Raw genomic sequence first — 20,220 nt, 5'->3', positions numbered from 1 at the left:
GGTCAGATTAATCTGTATTTGCTGCCTTTAAATTTGACTTCTTTTTATAGAAAGTCCACTCAATATAGCGCTATGAATAAATATTCATCGTGTAGAACCTTCAGAGTTCATATGAATATACGCTTGCTTAGTTCACTTATAACTTTTTTGAACAACCAAATTTTAATGTGATAAAGAACGTATAATACTTTTCATTTTCTCGTCTATTTATGTCCTCTCAAGAAAATAGCATCCCGCCAACCCACCACTTATCTGTCATTATTTTGGCATTGGCACTCGGTGGTTTTTGTATTGGTACGACTGAATTCGTTGCGATGGGACTCATCCAAGAGATCTCACAAAGTTTCAAGCTCAGTATTCCTGTCACAGGGCATTTTATTAGTGCTTATGCTTTAGGCGTGACTATTGGCGCACCTGTGATTGCCATTCTAGCCGCCAAAGTTCCGCGTAAAACACTCTTAATTGGACTCATGCTGTTTTATGGCATCACCAATGCCAGTACAGCACTCGCAAATAGCTATGAGTCTATGTTGGTCTCACGTTTTATTGCAGGTTTTCCTCACGGCGCTTACTTTGGTATTGCCGCTTTGGTGGTTGCAGAGTTTGCAGGAAAACAAAAACGTGCTTCGGCAGTCGCCATGCTCATGATGGGGCTGAATGTCGCGACCGTGATTGGTGTGCCTTTTGCGACATGGCTGGGTCAGCTGTATGGTTGGCGGGCAGGTTTTGAGTTTTCTGCATCTATCGCATTTTTGACTGTGGTCGCAATTTGTTTTGGCCTACCCAAAATGCAACTGGATCACACAGCCAGCATTCAAAATGAGCTGCGTGGACTTAAAAATACACAAATGTGGCTCACACTTGCTGTCGGTGCAATTGGATTTGGTGGGTTGTTTTCTGTCTATAGTTATGTATCGCCTATTTTGACTGAATATACCCATGCTAGCATTCAAGTCATTCCTTTTGCACTGGCATGTATTGGGCTCGGGTTGGTCGTCGGCGGTGTCGTCGCAGGACACTTTGCCGATAAAAACTTAAACAAGGCGATTATTTGGGTCTTAGTTTCTAATGCCTGCTCTTATGTACTTTGTGCCCTGTCTATGGATCACCTTGTCACTGCTTTTATTGCACTCTTCTTAGTCAGCTTCAGTATTGCAGGTTTGGGGCCTTTACTACAAACCCGCTTAATGGATGTCGCTGGTAATGCACAAGGCTTAGCCGCTTCGCTGAATCATTCTGCATTTAATATTGCCAATGCTTTTGGTGCTTTTCTGGGCGGCTGGTTAATTAGCCAAGGTTTAGGTTGGCTAGCTCCAATCTGGGTCGGGGTTCTACTAAGTTTGGGTGGGCTAATTATTTTGCTAGTGGCTTTTCAGCATGAGAAAAAGTCGATATCCGCATGTAAAAGCGATGCAAATCGGACTTGTTAGACCAATCTAGATCTCTATTCAGATAAAGTAAGGCATGTGTATAAATGTACAATTTTAACGTTGTTCACATGCCTTTTTACACCGATTTATTCAGGTAGTTTCTTCCCGCAGTGTGGACAATAGGCATATTGCTCACGCTCTTGCCTTAAAGATTCTTCTTTTTGTTCACGAATGAGCTGTAAAATAATATCGTGTGTTTGCTCTTTGGTCAGCCCAACTTCTTTACGAACTTCTTCAATTTTTTCTGTTTCTAAGACAAAATCAATATCGCTATTTTGGATTAATTCTCGAAATCTAAGTTCAAGTTTTTCTTTACGCTGCTCAAGTTCATTGGCCAAACCATTCGCCAAAATACCCGCAGGTAATGCCGCTAAACCTACACCTAAGATGGTAATAATCGCTCCAAGAAAGCGTCCTAACGGCGTAATAGGCGTCACATCGCCATAACCCACGGTGGTCAATGTAACCACGGCCCACCACATTGAAGCTGGAATAGAGCTGAAAACTTCAGGTTGTGCCTGACTTTCAATCAAATACACCCCTGCAGCCGCCATAATGATCATAATCATTAAGATGAAAATAACCGCTTGAAATGAGCCTTTTTCACGCTCAATGACACGTAATAAAATTTGTAGAGAGACAAAGTAGCGGGTGAGCTTGAGAAGTCGAAGCAAACGAACAATTCTTAAGAATCGTAAGTCGAACTGAACAAAGAAGTTTAAATACGCAGGTAGAATAGCCAAAAGGTCGATAATCGCCCCACCACTTTTGACCCAATTTAGACGGTTTTTCCAATCCGACTCAAAACTATTAGATTCAGCAATTGACCAAAAACGTAAGAGATATTCGACGCTAAAAACGATAATAGAAAAGATTTCAAAATAATAGAAAAAGTCTTGATACAACAGATAGTACTTTTGCACCGACTCCAGCAAGACCGCAGCAGCATTACTCATAATCAGTGCAATGAGAAAATAGTTCAACCCTCGACTTAAGGGCGTCTCATAATCCTCATTATGCAAATTGTTATAAACAAATTTGCGTAGCGTGTACCAAGCTGTCAATTTCATTACGATTCTAAGTTATTCTTATCCCTTAAAATTCAGTTTAACTGAAGTTCCAGGCAAAGTAAGTAAGAAATTTCTGCGCGAAATGCCCTAGTTTTAAGATGTTATTCAATATATAACAGCGCTAAACGAACTTGGTCATAGCCCATACGTGGATTTGTCAGTTCCACAATTGGACGAAGCTTAATCGCACCATCTTCGCTAAAGTGTTCTGTTTGCTGACGCTTCATTAAGCGTTTATAAATTTTCCGCACTTGCTCCACCACTTCTTCTCCAGGATGTGCTACGGAAATATCTAGGCCTTGCTCTTTGTGTAGTTTTGCCAAATGGTTGATAATAGTTGCAGCTGTCAAACCGCGCTCTTGTGCGATATCTGCAATTTCATAACCACCTTCAAACAATTCACGTGTTTCATCGAGTGTTGCAGAAGCATAGTTGGCTTTACCTGCATTACGGGCAATTTTCTTTTCATTACGCTCAATCTCAATTTCATTGAGCGTTCCACCGCAGTGACGAATAAATGCCTTGTGTTGTGGCTCAAGATCAATGGCCTCAAAGTGAGTCTCGGCTTCATCGGACAGTTCTTGGAAGCGGCGGTCTGCTTTAATGGCAAGACTGTCTAACTCCAACGCTTGTTCATTAAAACCTAACAACCTTAAACCTTCCAAACTCTTTAAGCGCGACAAAGCCACATAGCCCTGTCCTTTTTCAAAAGTATGACTAAGATTAATTTCTGCTGCAGCTAAAGTCATCCCTTGTGACTTGTGAATAGTAATGGCCCATGCCAAACGCAATGGAATTTGCTGAAAACTGGCAATGGTTTTCCCCGCATCATTGTCCACTGACCAGGTTTCAGGCTCAACCACCAGTACCGTACCATCAGTCAGTTTGACCTTCGGCAAGATCCCAAAGTCATCATCTTCTTCAAAGCCCACCACTTCGCCTAAGCTACCGTTGATATAGCCCACATCGAAGTTGTTCTTTACAAACATCACTTTGGCATTTTTTTTGAGGGTTAGGTTTTCAGGTGCACGCACAGAAGACTTTAAGGTTTCAATAAGCTTGTCATTGCCATCACACACTGCCTCAAACTGTCGACCTTCATTTTCAATTTCATTCAGATGTTTGAAGTTGATGGTGTCCACGTCCATATTATGCGTATATAGACGTGTAAAGATTTCCCCAATATCTTGCTGACGTGTAGCTTGTAAAGCCTGCAAGTGCTGAGAGTTAATACTCTGACTGCGGATGGCGTTTAGAATATCATTGAGATAATCATTGCCCTGACGGTGCTGCTCGGTCAAATAACACACACGAAACTTGGCTTCGACCCAAGCATCAGACATAAAACAGAATTTATCGCGGTTGCGTTCTTCATTTTTACCAACTGGCGGTAACTGGAAGAAATCACCTGCAACAATCACTTGAATCCCGCCAAATGGCTCTTCACTTTCTTTAAAGAACTTAAGGACTTTATTGACCAAATTGAGTTGCTTGGCATGTAACATCGAAATTTCATCGATGATTAAAACTTGGGCATTTTCTAAATGCTCTTTTAAGTATTTACGTTCTTTCATGCGTTTGAGTTCATCTTCCCCCAACGCATCTTTAATCCCTATACCGGCCCAAGTATGAATGGTCATGCCATTCATATGCGTTGCGGCAATACCTGTAGAAGCTGTAATCGCCACAGGCACTTTACGAGCTTTTAAATAGTTAATGTATTGGTTCAGCGTATAGGTTTTTCCTGCACCAGCGGAACCGGTTAAAAAGACATTTTCGCCCGCTTTTAAGAGTTTGAGTGCAGTTTCTTGCTTCATAAGACCTATACCATTGATGAACGGCTATAGCCTACCGAGTTTTTGCTAAAAAGTTAAGCAGATCTCGTCACACAGTAAATGATGTGCGACAAATTAGGTCCATTGTTGTTTAATTTTAAGAGCTGGGTTATTAGTTTTGGTTCAGCATGACAATGAATTGTTCAGCGACGACAACATCATCGGGTAGTGCTTTTTGGTTATTTGGATATTCAAGCTGATCAAATAACAGTTGTCCTGCAATATAGTGACAACCGAGCGTCAAGTGCCGCTGTGCGTCGGTATGACTCATATGAAATGCAGCATATTCACGAACGATAATTCGCTCAGCAAAACTGGCTGCTAAACAATGTTGAAAGCGACGTGACTCAGCAATGATGCGATCAATATCTTTGAGCTCCTCAAGCACCCAACTCTCAATAAAATAATAAGCTTCATGGCTGATCGGTTGCCATGAGACATAACCAAGCTTTCGTTTCAGCTCCGCAAGTAGCTCTTGGCTATGCAATTGATCATGCCACTGCACAGCCTGATGAAATAGGCTCTTCCATGTGACATTTTTTAAAACCTCCTTTTGCGTCTCAAAATGTTCAGGCAAATAATCGCGCACATAAGCATCAAACACCGAAACTCGTAAAGGCGGCCGATTTAAATAAAACAACTGTCGAAAGCTTTCAATATGCAGTTTATGTTGCTTTAACTGAAGATAAAAATCACGGTGTTGTTGCTTATCTTCGCTAAAATAAATCACTAAGTCTTCTGGGAGTTTCTGCGCAATTTTATCTAGATGTTGAATATAGGCCTGCATTATGCGACTCAATTTTGTGTATACCCGTTTCCCCCATTCGGGCTGCTGTTCTACCACACGGCGTAGCAGTTCGAGCCATTCATCTAAATACAAAATAGACGGGCTGATCGCTATACGCTGATCATCCATATCTTGGCGTCTATTTTTTAAGACCACATGCTGGTTGGCCTCCAGCTCAAACCAATGCTGTTGTAAGGCATGTTCATAGCAACTTTGTATAAATAAACGCGCCGCGACATGTTGGAAGTACTTTAAAGTCGTGACAATAATTTCAGGATGATAAGACTGCGTATCGAGATAACTTAAAGCCGTTACGGCAACGCGTATACTACTGTGCTGAATATTTTGACTCACCCAGTCTGTCACCACCGCTTTTTGTTTGAATAACCAATTTACGGTACGGCTTTCATCAAAAATCGGGAGTTTGGCGACCTTCTTTTGCCATGTCTTGGTCTCAGTTTTTAAAAAATGGCGCTTTGCCAACAAATCACGCGATGTCCAAAGATCCCGATGCATAAGCCGCACAAAGCCAAGCATATTGGGCTGCTCTTTAGCATGCGGATATAACAAGTGAATGTCATGCGTATGATCCACCAACTCTTGTAAAGAAAACCGTTCAGGAAATGCCGTTTGTACAATGCGATAAACATACGGATCTAAGAGTTGACTAGCACTACAACACAGCTCGTCATAACTACTCATCAAAGACTGTAGCGGTAAAATATCTTCCGCCTGATCTGCATCTAAGTTACATAAGCGCTGCAACTCGGCCAGCAAACTTCGCTCAGAAGCTGGATCAGCTGTATTGAATTCAACTTGCTGGCATAACTGTTGAAAGAGTTCTGATTGTGTTTCCCGTATTTCAGGCAAAATCATGTGCACGCGACTCGGTCCATCGAACAAAACAAACACCTGTTGTAGAATCAGCTGACGCAGCTGTTTAACTTTATTGCGCAAATACAAAGAATGTTGTGGGGATTGATCACCCACTAAAAACACAATGTCGTGTAAACAAAACTCTTCGAGTGCTTCCGCATAGTGCCCTTGATAGATAAACTGTGGAACACACAGCTCCGCCTGTTCCGTCGGTGTATAAAACTGAATATGAAAACAATGATTTAAAATTTGAATCCGTTGTTGTTTTACGTCGACACTTAAAACGTTTTGCACATTGAGTGTGGAAAGAAAAGCGGCCTGCTCGTGATAAAGCTGCTGAATACTCGGAACAACTTGTCTTAACTGTATAGCAAGACTTTGATGTTGCTTAAGCTTATCGTTTTGCTCCACGGCTTTTCCTCTTTGAATTTGGCTATTTTCACCACAACTTCAAAACCAATATAAACAAATCCTGAACCACAGGCTATGCCTTTTATCGATAGCCATTTTGTTCGGTGAAGCCATTTTTCCTCATTCCCTTACTCATGGTAGGTATTTGGTAGGTACACAAGTTTTTGGAATCATTCAATACTCTAAAAACGGTAATGAGCACCGATAACAACATAAATAATGGTAGAAGGAATCGCACCATGGCTTTTAAAAATATTGCAGATCAAACAAACGGTTTTTATATCCCTTGTGTTTCACTTTTTGGCCCAGGCTGTGCCAAAGAAATTGGTGGTAAAGCACAAAACCTCGGTGCAAAGAAAGCACTGATTGTGACCGACGCAGGTTTATTTAAATTTGGCGTAGCCGACACCATTGCAGGATATCTCAAAGATGCAGGTGTTGATAGCCACATCTTCCCAGGTGCAGAACCGAACCCAACTGACATCAATGTCCACAACGGCGTGACTGCGTATAACGAACAAGGTTGTGACTTTATTGTGTCATTAGGTGGTGGTTCTTCGCATGACTGTGCTAAAGGTATTGGACTCGTGACTGCAGGTGGTGGTCATATTCGTGACTACGAAGGAATTGATAAAAGTACGGTTCCAATGACCCCTCTTATTGCCATCAACACCACGGCAGGTACAGCATCAGAAATGACACGCTTCTGTATTATTACCAATACAGATACCCATGTAAAAATGGCAATTGTGGACTGGCGCTGCACTCCACTGATTGCAATTGATGACCCTAAACTGATGATTGCAAAACCTGCAAGTTTAACGGCAGCAACGGGTATGGATGCATTAACCCATGCAGTAGAAGCCTATGTTTCAACAGCAGCAAACCCAATCACTGATGCCTGTGCTGAAAAAGCCATTTCGATGATTAGCGAATGGTTAAGTCCAGCCGTTGCGAACGGTGAAAACTTAGAAGCGCGTGATGCCATGAGTTATGCACAATATTTAGCAGGTATGGCATTTAACAATGCATCTCTAGGTTATGTCCATGCGATGGCACACCAACTCGGTGGCTTCTATAACCTACCTCACGGCGTATGTAATGCAGTCCTACTTCCACACGTCTGTGAGTTTAACTTAATTGCCTGCCCTGACCGTTATGCACGTATTGCTGAACTGATGGGAGTTAACACCACAGGCTTATCTGTGACAGAAGCTGGATATGCTGCCATTGACGCGATTCGCGAATTATCTGCATCGATTGGTATTCCATCAAGTTTGTCTGAACTGGGTGTGAAAGAGCAAGATTTGGGTGTTATGTCTGAAAATGCGCAAAAAGATGCCTGCATGCTGACTAACCCACGTAAAGCAAACCATGCTCAAGTGGTCGACATCTTCAAAGCTGCACTCAAATCTGGTGCTTCAGTGGTCGATTTTAAAGCAGCGGTCTAAGTTCTCTCCTTAACTTTTAGTTTGCTTTGACAATTTAAGTGGAATGAAACAGACGTCCATACTGTTTCATTCAGGTAAGCCTAATCCTTGCTTACCTGTGCACTTAAATTGTCTTTTTTTATTTGTGGTTGACAAAATTTTGCACTTCATCAAGGATAAGAAAACTCATGACAATAACAACCAGAGCAAATTATGTCAGCAAATCAAACTCATCCTGCGTATACACCTGATGTCCTCGGCGAAGGCTATGAACAATTAAAACTCAGTTTTCCAGACGATTATGAAGGTACAGTCTGCGCAACCCTCGTACGTAAAAAAGCCTCACAAAATACTCAAAAAGCTGTGCTATATATCCATGGTTTTATTGACTACTTTTTCCAAACCGAAATGGCTGAACAATTTAATCAGCATGGTTATGATTTTTATGCGCTCGATTTAAGAAAATATGGTCGTTCTCACTTGAGCCATCAAAAATACTACAACGTCCGTGATCTCAGTGAATACGATGCTGAAATTACCCAAGCCTTAGAGATCATTGGAAATGAAGGCCATACTGCGGTGCTACTTGCAGGGCACTCTACCGGTGGCTTAATCACGACTTTATACGCTGCGCACAATCCTAAGCATCCGCTGATCAAAGCACTGTGGGCCAATAGCCCTTTTTATGATTTTAATATGCATCCCATTAAGCGCAAACTTGGCGTGCCGCAGCTCAGTCGACTCGCAAAGCATTTTCCTGACCTCAAGTTTCCAAGTGAACTGAATAAATGGTATGTACCGAGCCTACATCAAAACGAGCATGGTGAATGGAACTTTGATTTGGAATGGAAACAACCAAGCTATTCTATGGTTCGAATCAGCTTTGTACGTGCAATCCATGAAGCGCAGAAAGAAATTCATCGTGGTGGTTTGAAGCTCTCTATCCCCGCACTCATCATGCATTCACATCAAACGCTCAACCCAAAGAAATGGGGAGTAGCCGCGCAAACCAGTGATGTGATTTTAGATGTTAAAGACATTGAAAAGCAGGCCAAAAATTTACAAGGTGACGTCACTGTCGTGACCATTCAAAATGGTTTACACGACTTAGTCCTCTCCGCACCTGAAGTTCGTGCCGAAGTCTATGCTGAGCTGTTCCAGTGGCTCGAGCAAAAAATAGTGTAACTACACCTTTCCAACACAATTAAGAATTTTTAAATTTTATATTTCTCAAGTAGCTGATGCGCAGGATGCCCATCCGGTGTCAGCTCAATGAGTCGCTCAACGGCATCAATCGCCTCTGGGTAACGCGCGACATGTTTAAACAACATATCAGTTTCATTGGCTTTAAAAATCACACTGCTTAAACGTGACTCCAAACAGTCGCGCCATGCACATAGAAATGGACTTTCTGTTTTAGGCAGTAAAACACCTGAACACAGCTTCAATGCGGTCTCGATATACGCAGCATCTAAGGCCTGCTCAGCTTGTAAAAAATCGGCCTCAATATGCGCCAAAATTCGATAGGGACGAGATCCCAACATTCCACCGAGCAAGTCACGCAATTGTGACATTTCGGCCTTAAGTGTTCCCACACTCACCTTGCGCTCACCATATAAAGCCTGATGCAAAGTGTCTAAAGTCATGCCCTGTGGGCACAGCGCCAAGATGGTCAAAATTTCAATTTGCCGCGGTGTGAGGACCATCACTTTGCCATTGAAATGTACTTGTGGAACACCAAAAGCACGGATATACAACTGTTGACGCTGGTATTCTAACAGTGCCGTTTGAATGATAGATGCACAGCGCTCTGCTGCGAGTAGACCAAGGCTATTGTGGTTTTTCCATGTGGTGGATAAATCAATTACCCCAAGAACGTGTTTTGAGTAAGGGTCGATGATCGGTGCAGCATAACAGACCCAATCATGGATGGAGCTCATGTAGTGTTCATTTGAAAAGACACAACTGGACTGTTGCGTTTTTAAGGACAAGGCCAACGCATTGGTCCCCACCAATTCCTCTCGCCATTGCCCGCCTTCAACAAAATGTACACTTTCTGCCGCATTACGCATTTGTCTGCTGGACGCACTCCAAATAATCGTACTACCAATATCGCCTACAGCCACCACCATCGAAGACTGCTGTGCAATGTGTCTCAGTTCATCTGCACAATAACTTAAAGCATGCTGTAGCGCTGAACCTTGTGACATAGAACATTCAGAAATGGGCGCAGCAAAGCGATCTTTTGGAATTTCTGCGGAGTTAGAGCGCTGCCATGAACTTGCAATACTTTTTCCCAGTTGTTCAGCTTGTACCGTCGAAATACTGCTGCTGGTTCTAAGCTTTTCTATTTCTTGTCTTTTCTGTATTAAATGTTGCATTGCCATCATTCCTTATTCTCAAAACAATTCCTGATATACGTCCACTGTATTACTTGGTTGTAAACATTTGTCAAAGGCTTGTAAACCTCCTTCCTTCCAACCTTTTTCCAACCTTATATTAGTTATGCTACTTAAATATTGTACAGATGTACCTTATACCAAAGCTGTAGATGCTTTTAAAAAATCAATAAGCAAAGGAACTTCAATATGCGCTATGTAGACCCTAACCAATCTGGTTCTAAAGTAGAATTTAAAGCACAGTATGACAACTTTATTGGTGGCGAGTGGGTTGCTCCAGTAAAAGGTGAATACTTTGAAAATATCTCCCCTGTCGACGGTAAAGTTTTTACAAAAGTCCCTCGCTCATCTGTCGAAGACATCGAACTTGCACTTGATGCTGCGCATAAAGCCAAAGAACAATGGAACAAATCTTCTCCAACTACACGTTCAAATTTACTCCTTAAAATTGCAGATCGTCTAGAACAAAATCTAGAAAAATTGGCTGTGGCTGAAACATGGGATAACGGTAAACCGATTCGTGAAACACTTGCAGCGGACATTCCTTTAGCCATTGACCATTTCCGCTATTTCGCAGGTTGTATCCGTGCGCAAGAAGGTGGCATTTCTGAAATTGATGAAGATACCATTGCCTATCACTTCCATGAACCATTAGGCGTGGTAGGACAAATCATTCCATGGAACTTCCCAATTTTGATGGCAACATGGAAAATTGCTCCTGCTTTGGCTGCGGGTAACTGTATTGTACTTAAACCTGCAGAACAAACCCCTGCGAGCATTTTGGTTTTAATTGAACTCATTCAAGATTTATTGCCTGCAGGCGTACTAAACGTAGTCAATGGTTACGGCGTAGAAGTTGGTCGCCCACTCGCAACCAATCCACGTATTGCTAAAATTGCATTCACTGGCTCTACTGCTGTGGGTCAAATGATCATGCAATACGCCACTGAAAACATCATTCCAGTGACTTTGGAGCTTGGTGGTAAATCTCCAAATATTTTCTTTGAAGATGTTATGGCGCAAGATGACGACTACCTAGACAAAGCACTCGAAGGCTTTGCTATGTTTGCTCTTAACCAAGGTGAAATCTGTACGTGCCCATCGCGCGCTTTAGTTCAAGAAAGCATTGCGGATAAATTCCTTGAAATGGCAGTTGAACGTGTAAAACGCATTAAAACGGGTCACCCGCTCGATACAGAAACGATGATTGGTGCGCAAGCTTCACTTGAACAACAAGAGAAAATCTTGGGTTGTATCGCAACAGGTCGCGGTGAAGGTGCACAAGTACTAACAGGTGGTAGTGAGCGTAATGAAGTGGGTTCTGGTTTCTATATTGAACCAACCATTTTCAAAGGCACCAATGACATGAAAATTTTCCAAGAAGAAATTTTTGGGCCTGTACTTTCAGTGGCAACATTCAAAGACTTTGACGATGCAATTAAAATTGCCAACGACACTATTTATGGTTTAGGCGCTGGTGTATGGTCACGTTCAGCACATACCTCTTACCGCGCAGGTCGTGCAATTCAATCGGGTCGCGTTTGGACCAACTGTTACCACATCTACCCTGCACATGCCGCTTTCGGTGGCTATAAAAAGTCAGGGATTGGTCGTGAAAACCATAAAATGATGCTTGATCATTACCAACAAACTAAAAACTTACTTGTGAGCTATGCAACCAAGCCTATGGGCTTCTTCTAAGTACTTAGCTTATTCGTATTCTGTTCTCTATGTGTTTAGGGTGATTCGTTACCCTAAACATTTCTCCATCAAACATCAAACATCAAACATCAAACATCAAACATCAAACATCAAACATCAAACATCAAACATCAAACATCAAACATCAAACATCAAACATCAAACATCAAACATCAAACATCAAACATCAAACATCAAACATCAAACATCAAACATCAAACATCAAACATCAAACATCAAACATCAAACATCAAACATCAAACATCAAACATCAAACATCAAACATCAAACATCAAACATCAAACATCAAACATCAAACATCAAACATCAAACATCAAACATCAAACATCAAAACAATAATTCAAAACTGTGTCATATAAATATTAGACAGGACGTCTAGTCGCTTGGTACTGAAATTGCATAAATATTGCATCCATCAAGCCATCTATAAAAACTCAAGATATGGAGCTTCACATGACAGATTCTCCCATTAACAGCTCAACGACTCCGCTCTCTACTTCAACAGTAAGCACATCTGACGACTATTTTGAAAAAAGGCAACTGAAACAAGGTGCTGTAGGCTGGCTATTATTAGTCGGTTTAGGCGTGGCTTATGTCATTTCAGGCGACTTTGCTGGCTGGAACTTCGGTCTTGCTCAAGGTGGCTGGGGCGGTATGTTTATCGCAACGGTTGTCGTAGCCATCATGTACTTATGCATGTGCCTGTCGATGTCTGAAATGGCCACCATGCTGCCCACTGCGGGAGGTGGCTATAGCTTTGCGCGTACCGCATTTGGTCCATTTGGCGGCTATCTCACAGGCACGGCGATTTTAATTGAATACGCCATCGCTCCTGCGGCTATCGCATGCTTTATTGGTGCCTACTGTGAGTCCTTATTTGGTATCGGTGGATGGATCATTTATCTCATCTGCTATCTGGTTTTTATGGGTATTCATCTTAAAGGTGCAGGTGAAGCCCTCAAGATCATGTTTGTCATTACCGCCATTGCAGCCCTAGCCCTTTTTGTCTTTATCATCGCAATGGCACCACATTTTAACAGCGCCAACTTATTTAACATCGCACCGACTGAAAATATCGGTGCAAGTAGCTTCCTACCGATGGGTTATATCGGTATTTGGGCGGCAGTGCCTTATGCGATTTGGTTTTTTTTAGCAGTGGAAGGTGTGCCACTGGCAGCTGAAGAAGCCAAAGATCCATCCAAATCCTTACCACGGGGTTTGATCGGTTCAATGCTGATTTTAGCCGCTTTTGCCCTACTTATTCTGTTCTTAGGTGCTGGTGCTGCTGGCGCAGAACAACTTAAAGAATCAGGCGCACCTTTAGTTGATGCACTGGTAGCCGTCTATGGTCAAAACAGTTGGTTAGGCAGTTTTGTCAATTTTGTCGGTCTAGCAGGTTTAATTGCGAGTTTCTTCTCTATCATTTATGCCTATTCACGTCAAATTTTCGCCTTATCCCGTGCGGGTTATTTACCGACCTCATTATCACTGACCAATAAAAACAAAGCGCCCTATTTAGCGATTATTATTCCCGGCATCATTGGCTTTTTATTGTCTCTGACAGGTGAAGGTGATCTGCTCATCCTGATGGCGGTATTTGGTGCGACCATTTCTTATGTCTTGATGATGCTTTCTCACATTAAACTGCGTATCAGCCGTCCAGAGTTACATCGCCCCTATAAAACTCCAGGTGGGATTGTCACCTCCTCGATTGCTTTGGTTTTAGCCAGTATTGCGGTGATTGCTGGTTTTGTGGTGGATCCTAAAGTTTGGTTTATGGCTGCTGCTATTTATGCGGTCTTTATTGCCTACTTTATTTTCCATAGTCGCCATCGACTCGTTCAAGGTACACCTGAAGAAGAATTTGAAAGTATTCGTAAGGCCGAACAAGACTTATAGAAGGATCTATGACATGGCTTATAAAACGTTGATTGGACATCAGCACTATGTGTTTAACGATTTAAAAACTTTAATGGCAAAAGCAACCCCGCTGCGCTCAGGTGATCAACTTGCAGGTGTTGCGGCGGAAAATGCCACTGAACGTGTTGCCGCACAAATGGCATTGGCCGATATTCCATTGAAACAGTTTTTAACTGAAGCGCTGATCGACTATGAACAGGATGAAATAACCCGCCTGATTATCGATGAGCACCGTAGTGATTTATTTGCGCCGATTTCACATTTTACCGTAGGAGACTTTCGTAACTGGCTACTCAGTGAAGATGCGACTACGCAGAAATTACAACAACTTGCCCTCGGCTTAACCCCTGAAATGGTGGCTGCGGTGAGTAAAATTATGCGCAATCAAGACCTCATCTTGGTTGCGCATAAATGTGAAGTCATCACCCAATTTCGCAACACCATTGGTTTAAAAGGCCATCTCTCAACACGTTTACAACCCAATCATCCGACCGATGATCTCTTGGGTATATCGGCCAGTATTTTGGATGGTTTGATGTATGGCAATGGTGATGCCGTCATTGGGATTAACCCTGCAACCGATAACCTACAAAATTTATCGGAGCTGCTCAAACTACTCAATCATGTGATCCAAGAGCATCAAATTCCAACCCAATCTTGTGTGCTAACCCATATCAGTTCGGGGATTCAACTGGCTGAGAAAAATGTGCCGATTGATTTAATGTTTCAATCGATTGCAGGCACACAGCGCGCCAATGAAGGATTCGGCATTAACCTTGAATTATTACGTGAAGGCTATGAAGCAACACTGGCTCTCAAGCGTGGGACTGTGGGACAAAATGTGATGTATTTTGAAACAGGTCAAGGCAGTGCTTTATCTAGTAATGCACATCACGGTGTAGATCAACAAACCTTAGAAGTCCGTGCCTATGCTGTGGCTCGTAAATTTAACCCACTACTGGTAAATACTGTGGTTGGGTTTATTGGCCCAGAGTATTTATACAATGGTAAACAAATTATCCGTGCAGGCTTGGAAGACCATTTTTGTGGAAAGCTCCTAGGCTTACCTATGGGCTGTGACATTTGCTATACCAACCATGCCGATGCCGACCAAAATGACATGGATGTACTACTCACCCTATTCGGTGCAGCAGGTTTGAACTTTATTATGGGCATTCCGGGTTCGGATGACGTCATGCTGAACTATCAAACCACGTCATTTCATGATGCACTGTATTTAAGGCAACTTTTGGGCTTAAAAGCAGCACCTGAGTTTGATCTGTGGTTGGCAGAACAAGGCATCTTTAAACAACAGCAGCAGCACATTCTCTGGCCGGAACATATTCCGCCACAATTTGAAAAACTTCTACATATATAAGGAGCAGCTTATGTCACTTGTTCCTCTAGAAAACTATCAATCTAAACAGCATCAGGATGTTTGGGAAAACTTAAAGAAATTTACCGATGCTCGTATCGCCATTGGTCGCGCTGGTTGTAGCATCCCGACCCATGAACTGCTGAAGTTTCAACTGGCGCATGCGGAAGCGCAAGATGCGGTACATCAAGCTTTAAATGTCGATCACTTAGTTGCGAGTTTTAATACACTAGGTTTGGATAGTCTGACGGTACACAGTCAAGCTGAAAACAAACAAGAATACTTAAAACGTCCCGATCTAGGTCGCCTGTTAAGTCCAGCGTCACAACATGGCTTAGAAGTTTTTAAAGCCAGTAACCCGCAAAACTATGATGTCTGTATTGTGATTGGTGATGGACTGTCTGCACGGGCGATTGAAGAAAATGCGGTACCTTTTATTCAGCATTTGATCTCACATCTGCAAGCGGAAAACTGGAGCATTACACCGATGGTGATTGCTACTGGAAGCCGAGTCGCTTTGGGTGATCCAGTCGCAGAGTGCCTACACGCGACTATGCTCGTGATGCTGATTGGCGAAAGGCCTGGCCTAAGCTCACCGGATAGTATGGGCATTTACTATACATGGAAAGCAGCCTCAGGCACTTTGGATGCTAAACGCAACTGTATTTCAAATGTTCGACCTGCGGGCTTAAGCATTCCTGTTGCAGTACAACGGCTAATGTCTCTCATGCGTGGCTCTAAGAAACTCGGCTACTCAGGTGTAGACTTAAAAGATGAACATGAAATGGTGAATCTAGACACGGAACATACCCCTAAGCGTTTATTTTAAATTCAAGCAGATCAGCCGTAATTTTACGGCTAATCCTAAATAGCATGTTCTGTTAACTTAAGTTTTTTAGCTAGTTTTGTTTAGCGCTTGTTCTACAAAATGTAGGCGATCTTGGCCCCAATACATTTCATCACCCACAAAGAATGTCGGTGCGCCGAAAATGCCACGTTGAATGGCCTGTTCTGTTTCAGTGATCAGTTTTTGTTTCACCACCTCCGACTGAACCATACTCATAATATCTTCTACAGAAAAGTCACTTGGTTTTAGCACTTCTGCCAAGACAGTAGGTTCATTCAGATTTTGTGGTGTACCAAATATCGCATCGAATAACAGTTTCAAAACTTGCTCAAACTTTTCTAGATGCAACAATTGAACGCCTGTCAAAATCCTCATTAGGGTTAAAGTATTCATCGGAAAATGCGGATTCATTTGCATTGGGATATGGTAATACTCCGCCCAACGCTGCATATCTAAGATTGAATAAACCCCTTTGACAGGAATCTCTATTGGACTACGATTGCCTGTTGCTTTAAACACCCCGCCCAGTAAAATAGGCTTATACACAATCTGAATCTCTTGCCGCTCTGCCATTTGCAGTAAACGATAGTAGGCCAAATAGCTATATGGGCTGCCCAAATCAAAATAAAATTCTACGCTTTTCATGCTTTGTCCTTTTACCACGTTTCCATCCAAGGTCTTAAATCTAACTCATGCGTCCATGCATCGCGCGGTTGCTGCGACAAATGCCAATAATTTTCTGCAATATGCACGGGATTTAATATGCCATCCTGTTCTTTACGCGCGTACATTTCAGGAAAAGTGTCTTTAATAAAATCAGTATCAATTGCCCCATCCACCACCACGTGTGCCACATGAATATTTTTCGGGCCGAGCTCACGTGCCATACTTTGCGCTAAGGCACGCAGTGCATGTTTCGCCCCTGCAAAAGCGGCAAAGTTTGCTGCACCTCTTATGCCTGCGGTTGCACCCGTGAAAATAATGCTCCCATGTTCACGCACGACCATACGCTTCGCCACTTCACGCCCTGTCAAAAACGCACCGAAGCAAGCCATTTCCCAAATTTTAAAATACTTACGTGCAGTTTCTTCTAAAATACTACATGGCACATTCGCCCCAATGTTAAACACTAAAACATCGATTTCACCAATATTGGCTTCAATTTCCTCTACCAAAGCGATGACTTGCTCTTCTTTACGTGCATCAGAAGCAAAACCATATGCAAGGCCACCTTCAGCTTCTATCTCTGTAATTAAGGGCTGGAGTTTTTCGGCATTTCTTCGCGTCATGCAGGCGATGTATCCACCACGCGCAAAACGTTTCGCAATTTCACCCCCTGTAGCATCTCCTGCGCCAATCACTAACGCGACTTTCTTTTTAGCATCAGCCTTTTGCAACTGCTGTTCTGGCTGTAATCCATCCATAAATACACTCCCTTTATAAAATAACGATCGTTATCATAACGATCACTATGTTATAGTTTTCAGCATCAGTCAATTTTATTTTGATGAAACTCCTATGCGCTATAAAACAGGCTATAAAGAAGAAAAACGTCAAGAGCTGCTTAAAATCAGTGCTCAACTGGCCAAGAAGCAAGGCTTTGCCAATACGGGTGTCGACGGTTTTATGAAAGCGGCTCAAATGACCAGCGGTGCTTTTTATTCGCATTTTTCATCAAAACATGAATTGTTTGAAGCACTGATCCAGTCCGAGTTACAACATAGCTTTCAAGCATGGCAAGCCAATCCGCATGACAACCTCGAAGAGTGGATTGACTTCGAACTTGAACGTTATTTAGCGCTGTCTCATGTGCAACGCCCAGATCAAGGCTGTGTTATTCCCTCTCTTGCAGCCGAAGTAGCACGTAGTAGTGAAACAACAAAACTGTGTTTTCAACAGGAAATGCTTCGCGGTCACGCACTCTTTACACGACATCTAGGCAGTGAAACACAAGCTTGGGCGGTACTATGTCAACTGGTCGGTGCAATCGTCATGGCGCGCAGCATGGCGGATGAACATCTACAAAGAGAAATTTTAAGCTCAAGCAAATGGATGATTAAGAACATGCTACAGCTCAAGTAAAATCTTGGATTGAATTTATAGTTTTTTTCTGCATCTTTTCTGATTTATTGCCTTCAACTTCTACGCATTTCCCTGTACATTTTTATACTTCTTTAACCCCTGTGAACGAGCCAGCTATGACGACACTACCCGATACCATATACGCGATTCAGCATCTTGCTTTTGAAGATTTGGGCGCATGGGAAGATGTGTTATATCAATTGGGTTATCGGGTACGATATTTTGAAGCAGGCAAAGATGACTTAGCTAAAGCGTTAAACTACACAGGTCTAACCGTCATTTTAGGTGGCCCGATTGCGGTATATGAAACTAAAGATTACCCTTTCTTACAACAAGAAATAGACTTACTAAAAGTTCGCTTAGAAAAGAATTTACCGACTTTAGGCATTTGCTTGGGGGCACAGTTGATTGCACATGCGCTCGGTGCAAAAGTATATGCAGGTCATAGCAAAGAAATTGGCTGGAGTCAGTTACAGCTCAATACCGTTGAACATAACCCTCTACAAGCACTCGTAGGAACTGAAGTGCTACATTGGCATGGCGACACCTTTGAACTCCCTGCTCAAGCTGAACTGTTGGCCAGCTCAGAAGTTTATCCCAACCAAGCTTTTCGTGTAGGCAAAACTATTCTAGGCTTACAGTTCCATCCTGAAGTCGCAGCAGACGGTTTAGAAAAATGGCTAATCGGGCATACTGCTGAACTTCGTCAAGCGAACATCAACATTCCAGCATTGCGTGCAGACAACCAACGCTGTGCAGCTCAACTAGAATATGTTTCTGGACAAGTTTTGACAGCGTATTTAAAAGCACTGGTTTAACAATTCAGCCATAATCCGCTCAATGCATCTTTTGCTCTAACTTTTAAGTTTACAGCAGACATAAAAAAGCACCTCTATGAGGTGCTTTTTTGGGGGTAGATATCGCTTATTTTGCAGCAGCTTTAGGCTGTGGAACTGATGCTTCAGTGGTGATATTCACAGTGATTTTATCACCCACGTTTGGCACGTATGCGCCTACACCAAAAGCAGAACGGTCAAATGAAGTGGTTGCGTTGAAACCAATTGACTGTGCTTTGGTCATTGGGTGCTCACCTTGCTTATTCAACACTGCATCTAAAACGACAGGCTTTGTCACATTTTTAATGGTTAAATCACCTGTGATTTTGTACTTATTCGCGCCTACAGCCTGTACTTTTGTACTTTTAAAGGTGATGGTTGGATATTTTGCTGCATCAAAGAAATCAGTCGCCTGTAAGTGTTCATCTAAAGCTTTTACGTTGGTGTTTAAGCTAGATAAAGGAATCGTTACATTCACCGACGAGTTTGCAGGTTTTGCATTATCAACATTAATCACACCCTGAATGTCGCTGAAGTTTGCAGATGGCATTGAAAAACCAAAGTGGCTCCATGTGAAAACTGTTGCTGTATGTGTAGGGTCAATTTGATATGCCACAGGTTTCGCCATAGCAAATGTAGTCGCAGTTGCAACAGCCAAACCGATTGTTAAAGCTTTAAAGTTCATGTTTTTATCTCACATTGGAATACTGCTTAGTCTATAGAGTTCTACAACGAATACATCTATAAAGATAAAACGATATGTTGCAACTTTAGAACGATATAATTGTTTTTAAATGTAGCGACTTACCTACACCTGATATTGAATGAAACCAATCTTCTTCGCGACTTTATTCTAGATTTGCTGTGAGACTAAATTATCCTGATGGGTGAGCCAATAAACCCGATCACATGCTCGCTTTTCGGTACGCATTTTGACGTGTTCGATTAAAGCTCTTGCAACCCCTAGCCCACGATAGTACTCATGCGTAAACAAATCTTGTAAATATGCATAAGGCTTTAACGTCTAACAACTATCATGTTCTACCACATGCACAATGCCTACAACCCGACCGGCCATAAGTGCGGCAAAACCATATATATGCTCACGCTTAGAATCAGTCAGTTTATGCCACGTATTTTCAGAGTAAGCGTCCGCTGAACCCCACTTTTTCTAACTCATTAATACCGCGATAGTGTCCA

At 42.4% G+C, this 20,220-nt stretch carries 16 protein-coding genes and 1 pseudogene; 9 read left to right on the top strand and 8 right to left on the bottom strand.

Going from position 1 to position 20,220, the window contains the following annotated elements; all coding sequences use genetic code 11:
- Positions 1-209 precede the first annotated feature (209 nt).
- Positions 210-1,430 carry an MFS transporter gene (locus tag AC4CU2_RS07165; RefSeq protein ID WP_148825929.1) on the top strand — a complete coding sequence of 407 codons (1,221 nt, stop codon included), beginning with the start codon at positions 210-212 and terminating at the stop codon, positions 1,428-1,430.
- Positions 1,431-1,516: 86 nt separating this feature from the next.
- Here AC4CU2_RS07165 and AC4CU2_RS07160 read toward each other — a convergent pair whose 3' ends face one another.
- From AC4CU2_RS07160 to AC4CU2_RS07150, 3 genes are all read right to left on the bottom strand, one after another.
- A complete protein-coding gene (locus tag AC4CU2_RS07160; protein ID WP_490768534.1) occupies positions 1,517-2,500 on the bottom strand; it encodes an ion transporter in 984 nt (327 codons plus the stop codon).
- A 101-nt stretch (positions 2,501-2,601) separates the two neighbouring features.
- Positions 2,602-4,317, bottom strand: a complete 1,716-nt coding sequence (locus AC4CU2_RS07155; protein WP_490768533.1) for an AAA family ATPase — start codon at positions 4,315-4,317, stop codon at positions 2,602-2,604.
- Positions 4,318-4,447: 130 nt separating this feature from the next.
- Positions 4,448-6,409, bottom strand: a complete 1,962-nt coding sequence (locus tag AC4CU2_RS07150; protein WP_490768532.1) for a hypothetical protein — start codon at positions 6,407-6,409, stop codon at positions 4,448-4,450.
- A gap of 239 nt (positions 6,410-6,648) precedes the next feature.
- Between AC4CU2_RS07150 and mdh the strand changes: the two genes are divergently transcribed.
- A complete protein-coding gene (mdh, locus tag AC4CU2_RS07145; protein ID WP_490768531.1) occupies positions 6,649-7,860 on the top strand; it encodes an iron-dependent methanol dehydrogenase in 1,212 nt (403 codons plus the stop codon).
- Between the two features lie 192 nt (positions 7,861-8,052).
- Positions 8,053-9,024, top strand: a complete 972-nt coding sequence (locus AC4CU2_RS07140) for an alpha/beta hydrolase (RefSeq protein WP_490768530.1) — start codon at positions 8,053-8,055, stop codon at positions 9,022-9,024.
- A gap of 29 nt (positions 9,025-9,053) precedes the next feature.
- On the opposite strand, the gene AC4CU2_RS07135 is transcribed toward AC4CU2_RS07140, so the two are convergent.
- Entirely contained in the window at positions 9,054-10,229 is a 1,176-nt protein-coding gene (locus AC4CU2_RS07135) for a helix-turn-helix domain-containing protein (RefSeq protein WP_490768529.1), read from the bottom strand.
- A 198-nt stretch (positions 10,230-10,427) separates the two neighbouring features.
- Here AC4CU2_RS07135 and exaC point away from each other — a divergent pair, with 198 nt between their 5' ends.
- From exaC to eutC, 4 genes are all read left to right on the top strand, one after another.
- Complete coding sequence (exaC, locus tag AC4CU2_RS07130) at positions 10,428-11,939, top strand: acetaldehyde dehydrogenase ExaC (protein WP_205666762.1); 1,512 nt, start codon at positions 10,428-10,430, stop codon at positions 11,937-11,939.
- 474 nt (positions 11,940-12,413) lie between these two features.
- Complete coding sequence (gene eat / locus AC4CU2_RS07125; protein ID WP_490768528.1) at positions 12,414-13,859, top strand: ethanolamine permease; 1,446 nt, start codon at positions 12,414-12,416, stop codon at positions 13,857-13,859.
- Between the two features lie 13 nt (positions 13,860-13,872).
- The gene (locus AC4CU2_RS07120; protein ID WP_490768527.1) at positions 13,873-15,258 is read left to right on the top strand and encodes an ethanolamine ammonia-lyase subunit EutB; all 1,386 of its coding nucleotides are present in this window, start codon (positions 13,873-13,875) and stop codon (positions 15,256-15,258) included.
- A 10-nt stretch (positions 15,259-15,268) separates the two neighbouring features.
- Positions 15,269-16,084 carry an ethanolamine ammonia-lyase subunit EutC gene (eutC, locus tag AC4CU2_RS07115; protein ID WP_490768526.1) on the top strand — a complete coding sequence of 272 codons (816 nt, stop codon included), beginning with the start codon at positions 15,269-15,271 and terminating at the stop codon, positions 16,082-16,084.
- Positions 16,085-16,150: 66 nt separating this feature from the next.
- On the opposite strand, the gene AC4CU2_RS07110 is transcribed toward eutC, so the two are convergent.
- Entirely contained in the window at positions 16,151-16,747 is a 597-nt protein-coding gene (locus tag AC4CU2_RS07110; RefSeq protein WP_490768525.1) for a 2-hydroxychromene-2-carboxylate isomerase, read from the bottom strand.
- A gap of 11 nt (positions 16,748-16,758) precedes the next feature.
- Positions 16,759-17,526, bottom strand: coding sequence for an SDR family oxidoreductase (locus tag AC4CU2_RS07105; protein WP_490768524.1), 768 nt, complete (start codon positions 17,524-17,526; stop codon positions 16,759-16,761).
- Between the two features lie 94 nt (positions 17,527-17,620).
- On the opposite strand from AC4CU2_RS07105, the gene AC4CU2_RS07100 reads away from it, so the two are divergent.
- Together AC4CU2_RS07100 and AC4CU2_RS07095 are read left to right on the top strand one after the other, a co-directional pair.
- Complete coding sequence (locus AC4CU2_RS07100; protein WP_490768523.1) at positions 17,621-18,184, top strand: TetR/AcrR family transcriptional regulator; 564 nt, start codon at positions 17,621-17,623, stop codon at positions 18,182-18,184.
- A 116-nt stretch (positions 18,185-18,300) separates the two neighbouring features.
- Complete coding sequence (locus AC4CU2_RS07095; RefSeq protein WP_490768522.1) at positions 18,301-19,002, top strand: glutamine amidotransferase; 702 nt, start codon at positions 18,301-18,303, stop codon at positions 19,000-19,002.
- Positions 19,003-19,108: 106 nt separating this feature from the next.
- On the opposite strand, the gene AC4CU2_RS07090 is transcribed toward AC4CU2_RS07095, so the two are convergent.
- Both AC4CU2_RS07090 and AC4CU2_RS07085 read right to left on the bottom strand, forming a co-directional pair.
- A complete protein-coding gene (locus tag AC4CU2_RS07090; protein WP_490768521.1) occupies positions 19,109-19,705 on the bottom strand; it encodes a YceI family protein in 597 nt (198 codons plus the stop codon).
- A 168-nt stretch (positions 19,706-19,873) separates the two neighbouring features.
- Positions 19,874-20,164 (bottom strand): annotated as a pseudogene (locus AC4CU2_RS07085) (GNAT family N-acetyltransferase); the annotation flags it as partial.
- Positions 20,165-20,220 lie beyond the last annotated feature (56 nt).

This window comes from Acinetobacter sp. 797_lipA (assembly GCF_058243025.1).
Note: the sequence above shows the minus strand (reverse complement) of the source record. Positions and strands in the feature narration are given on the sequence as shown.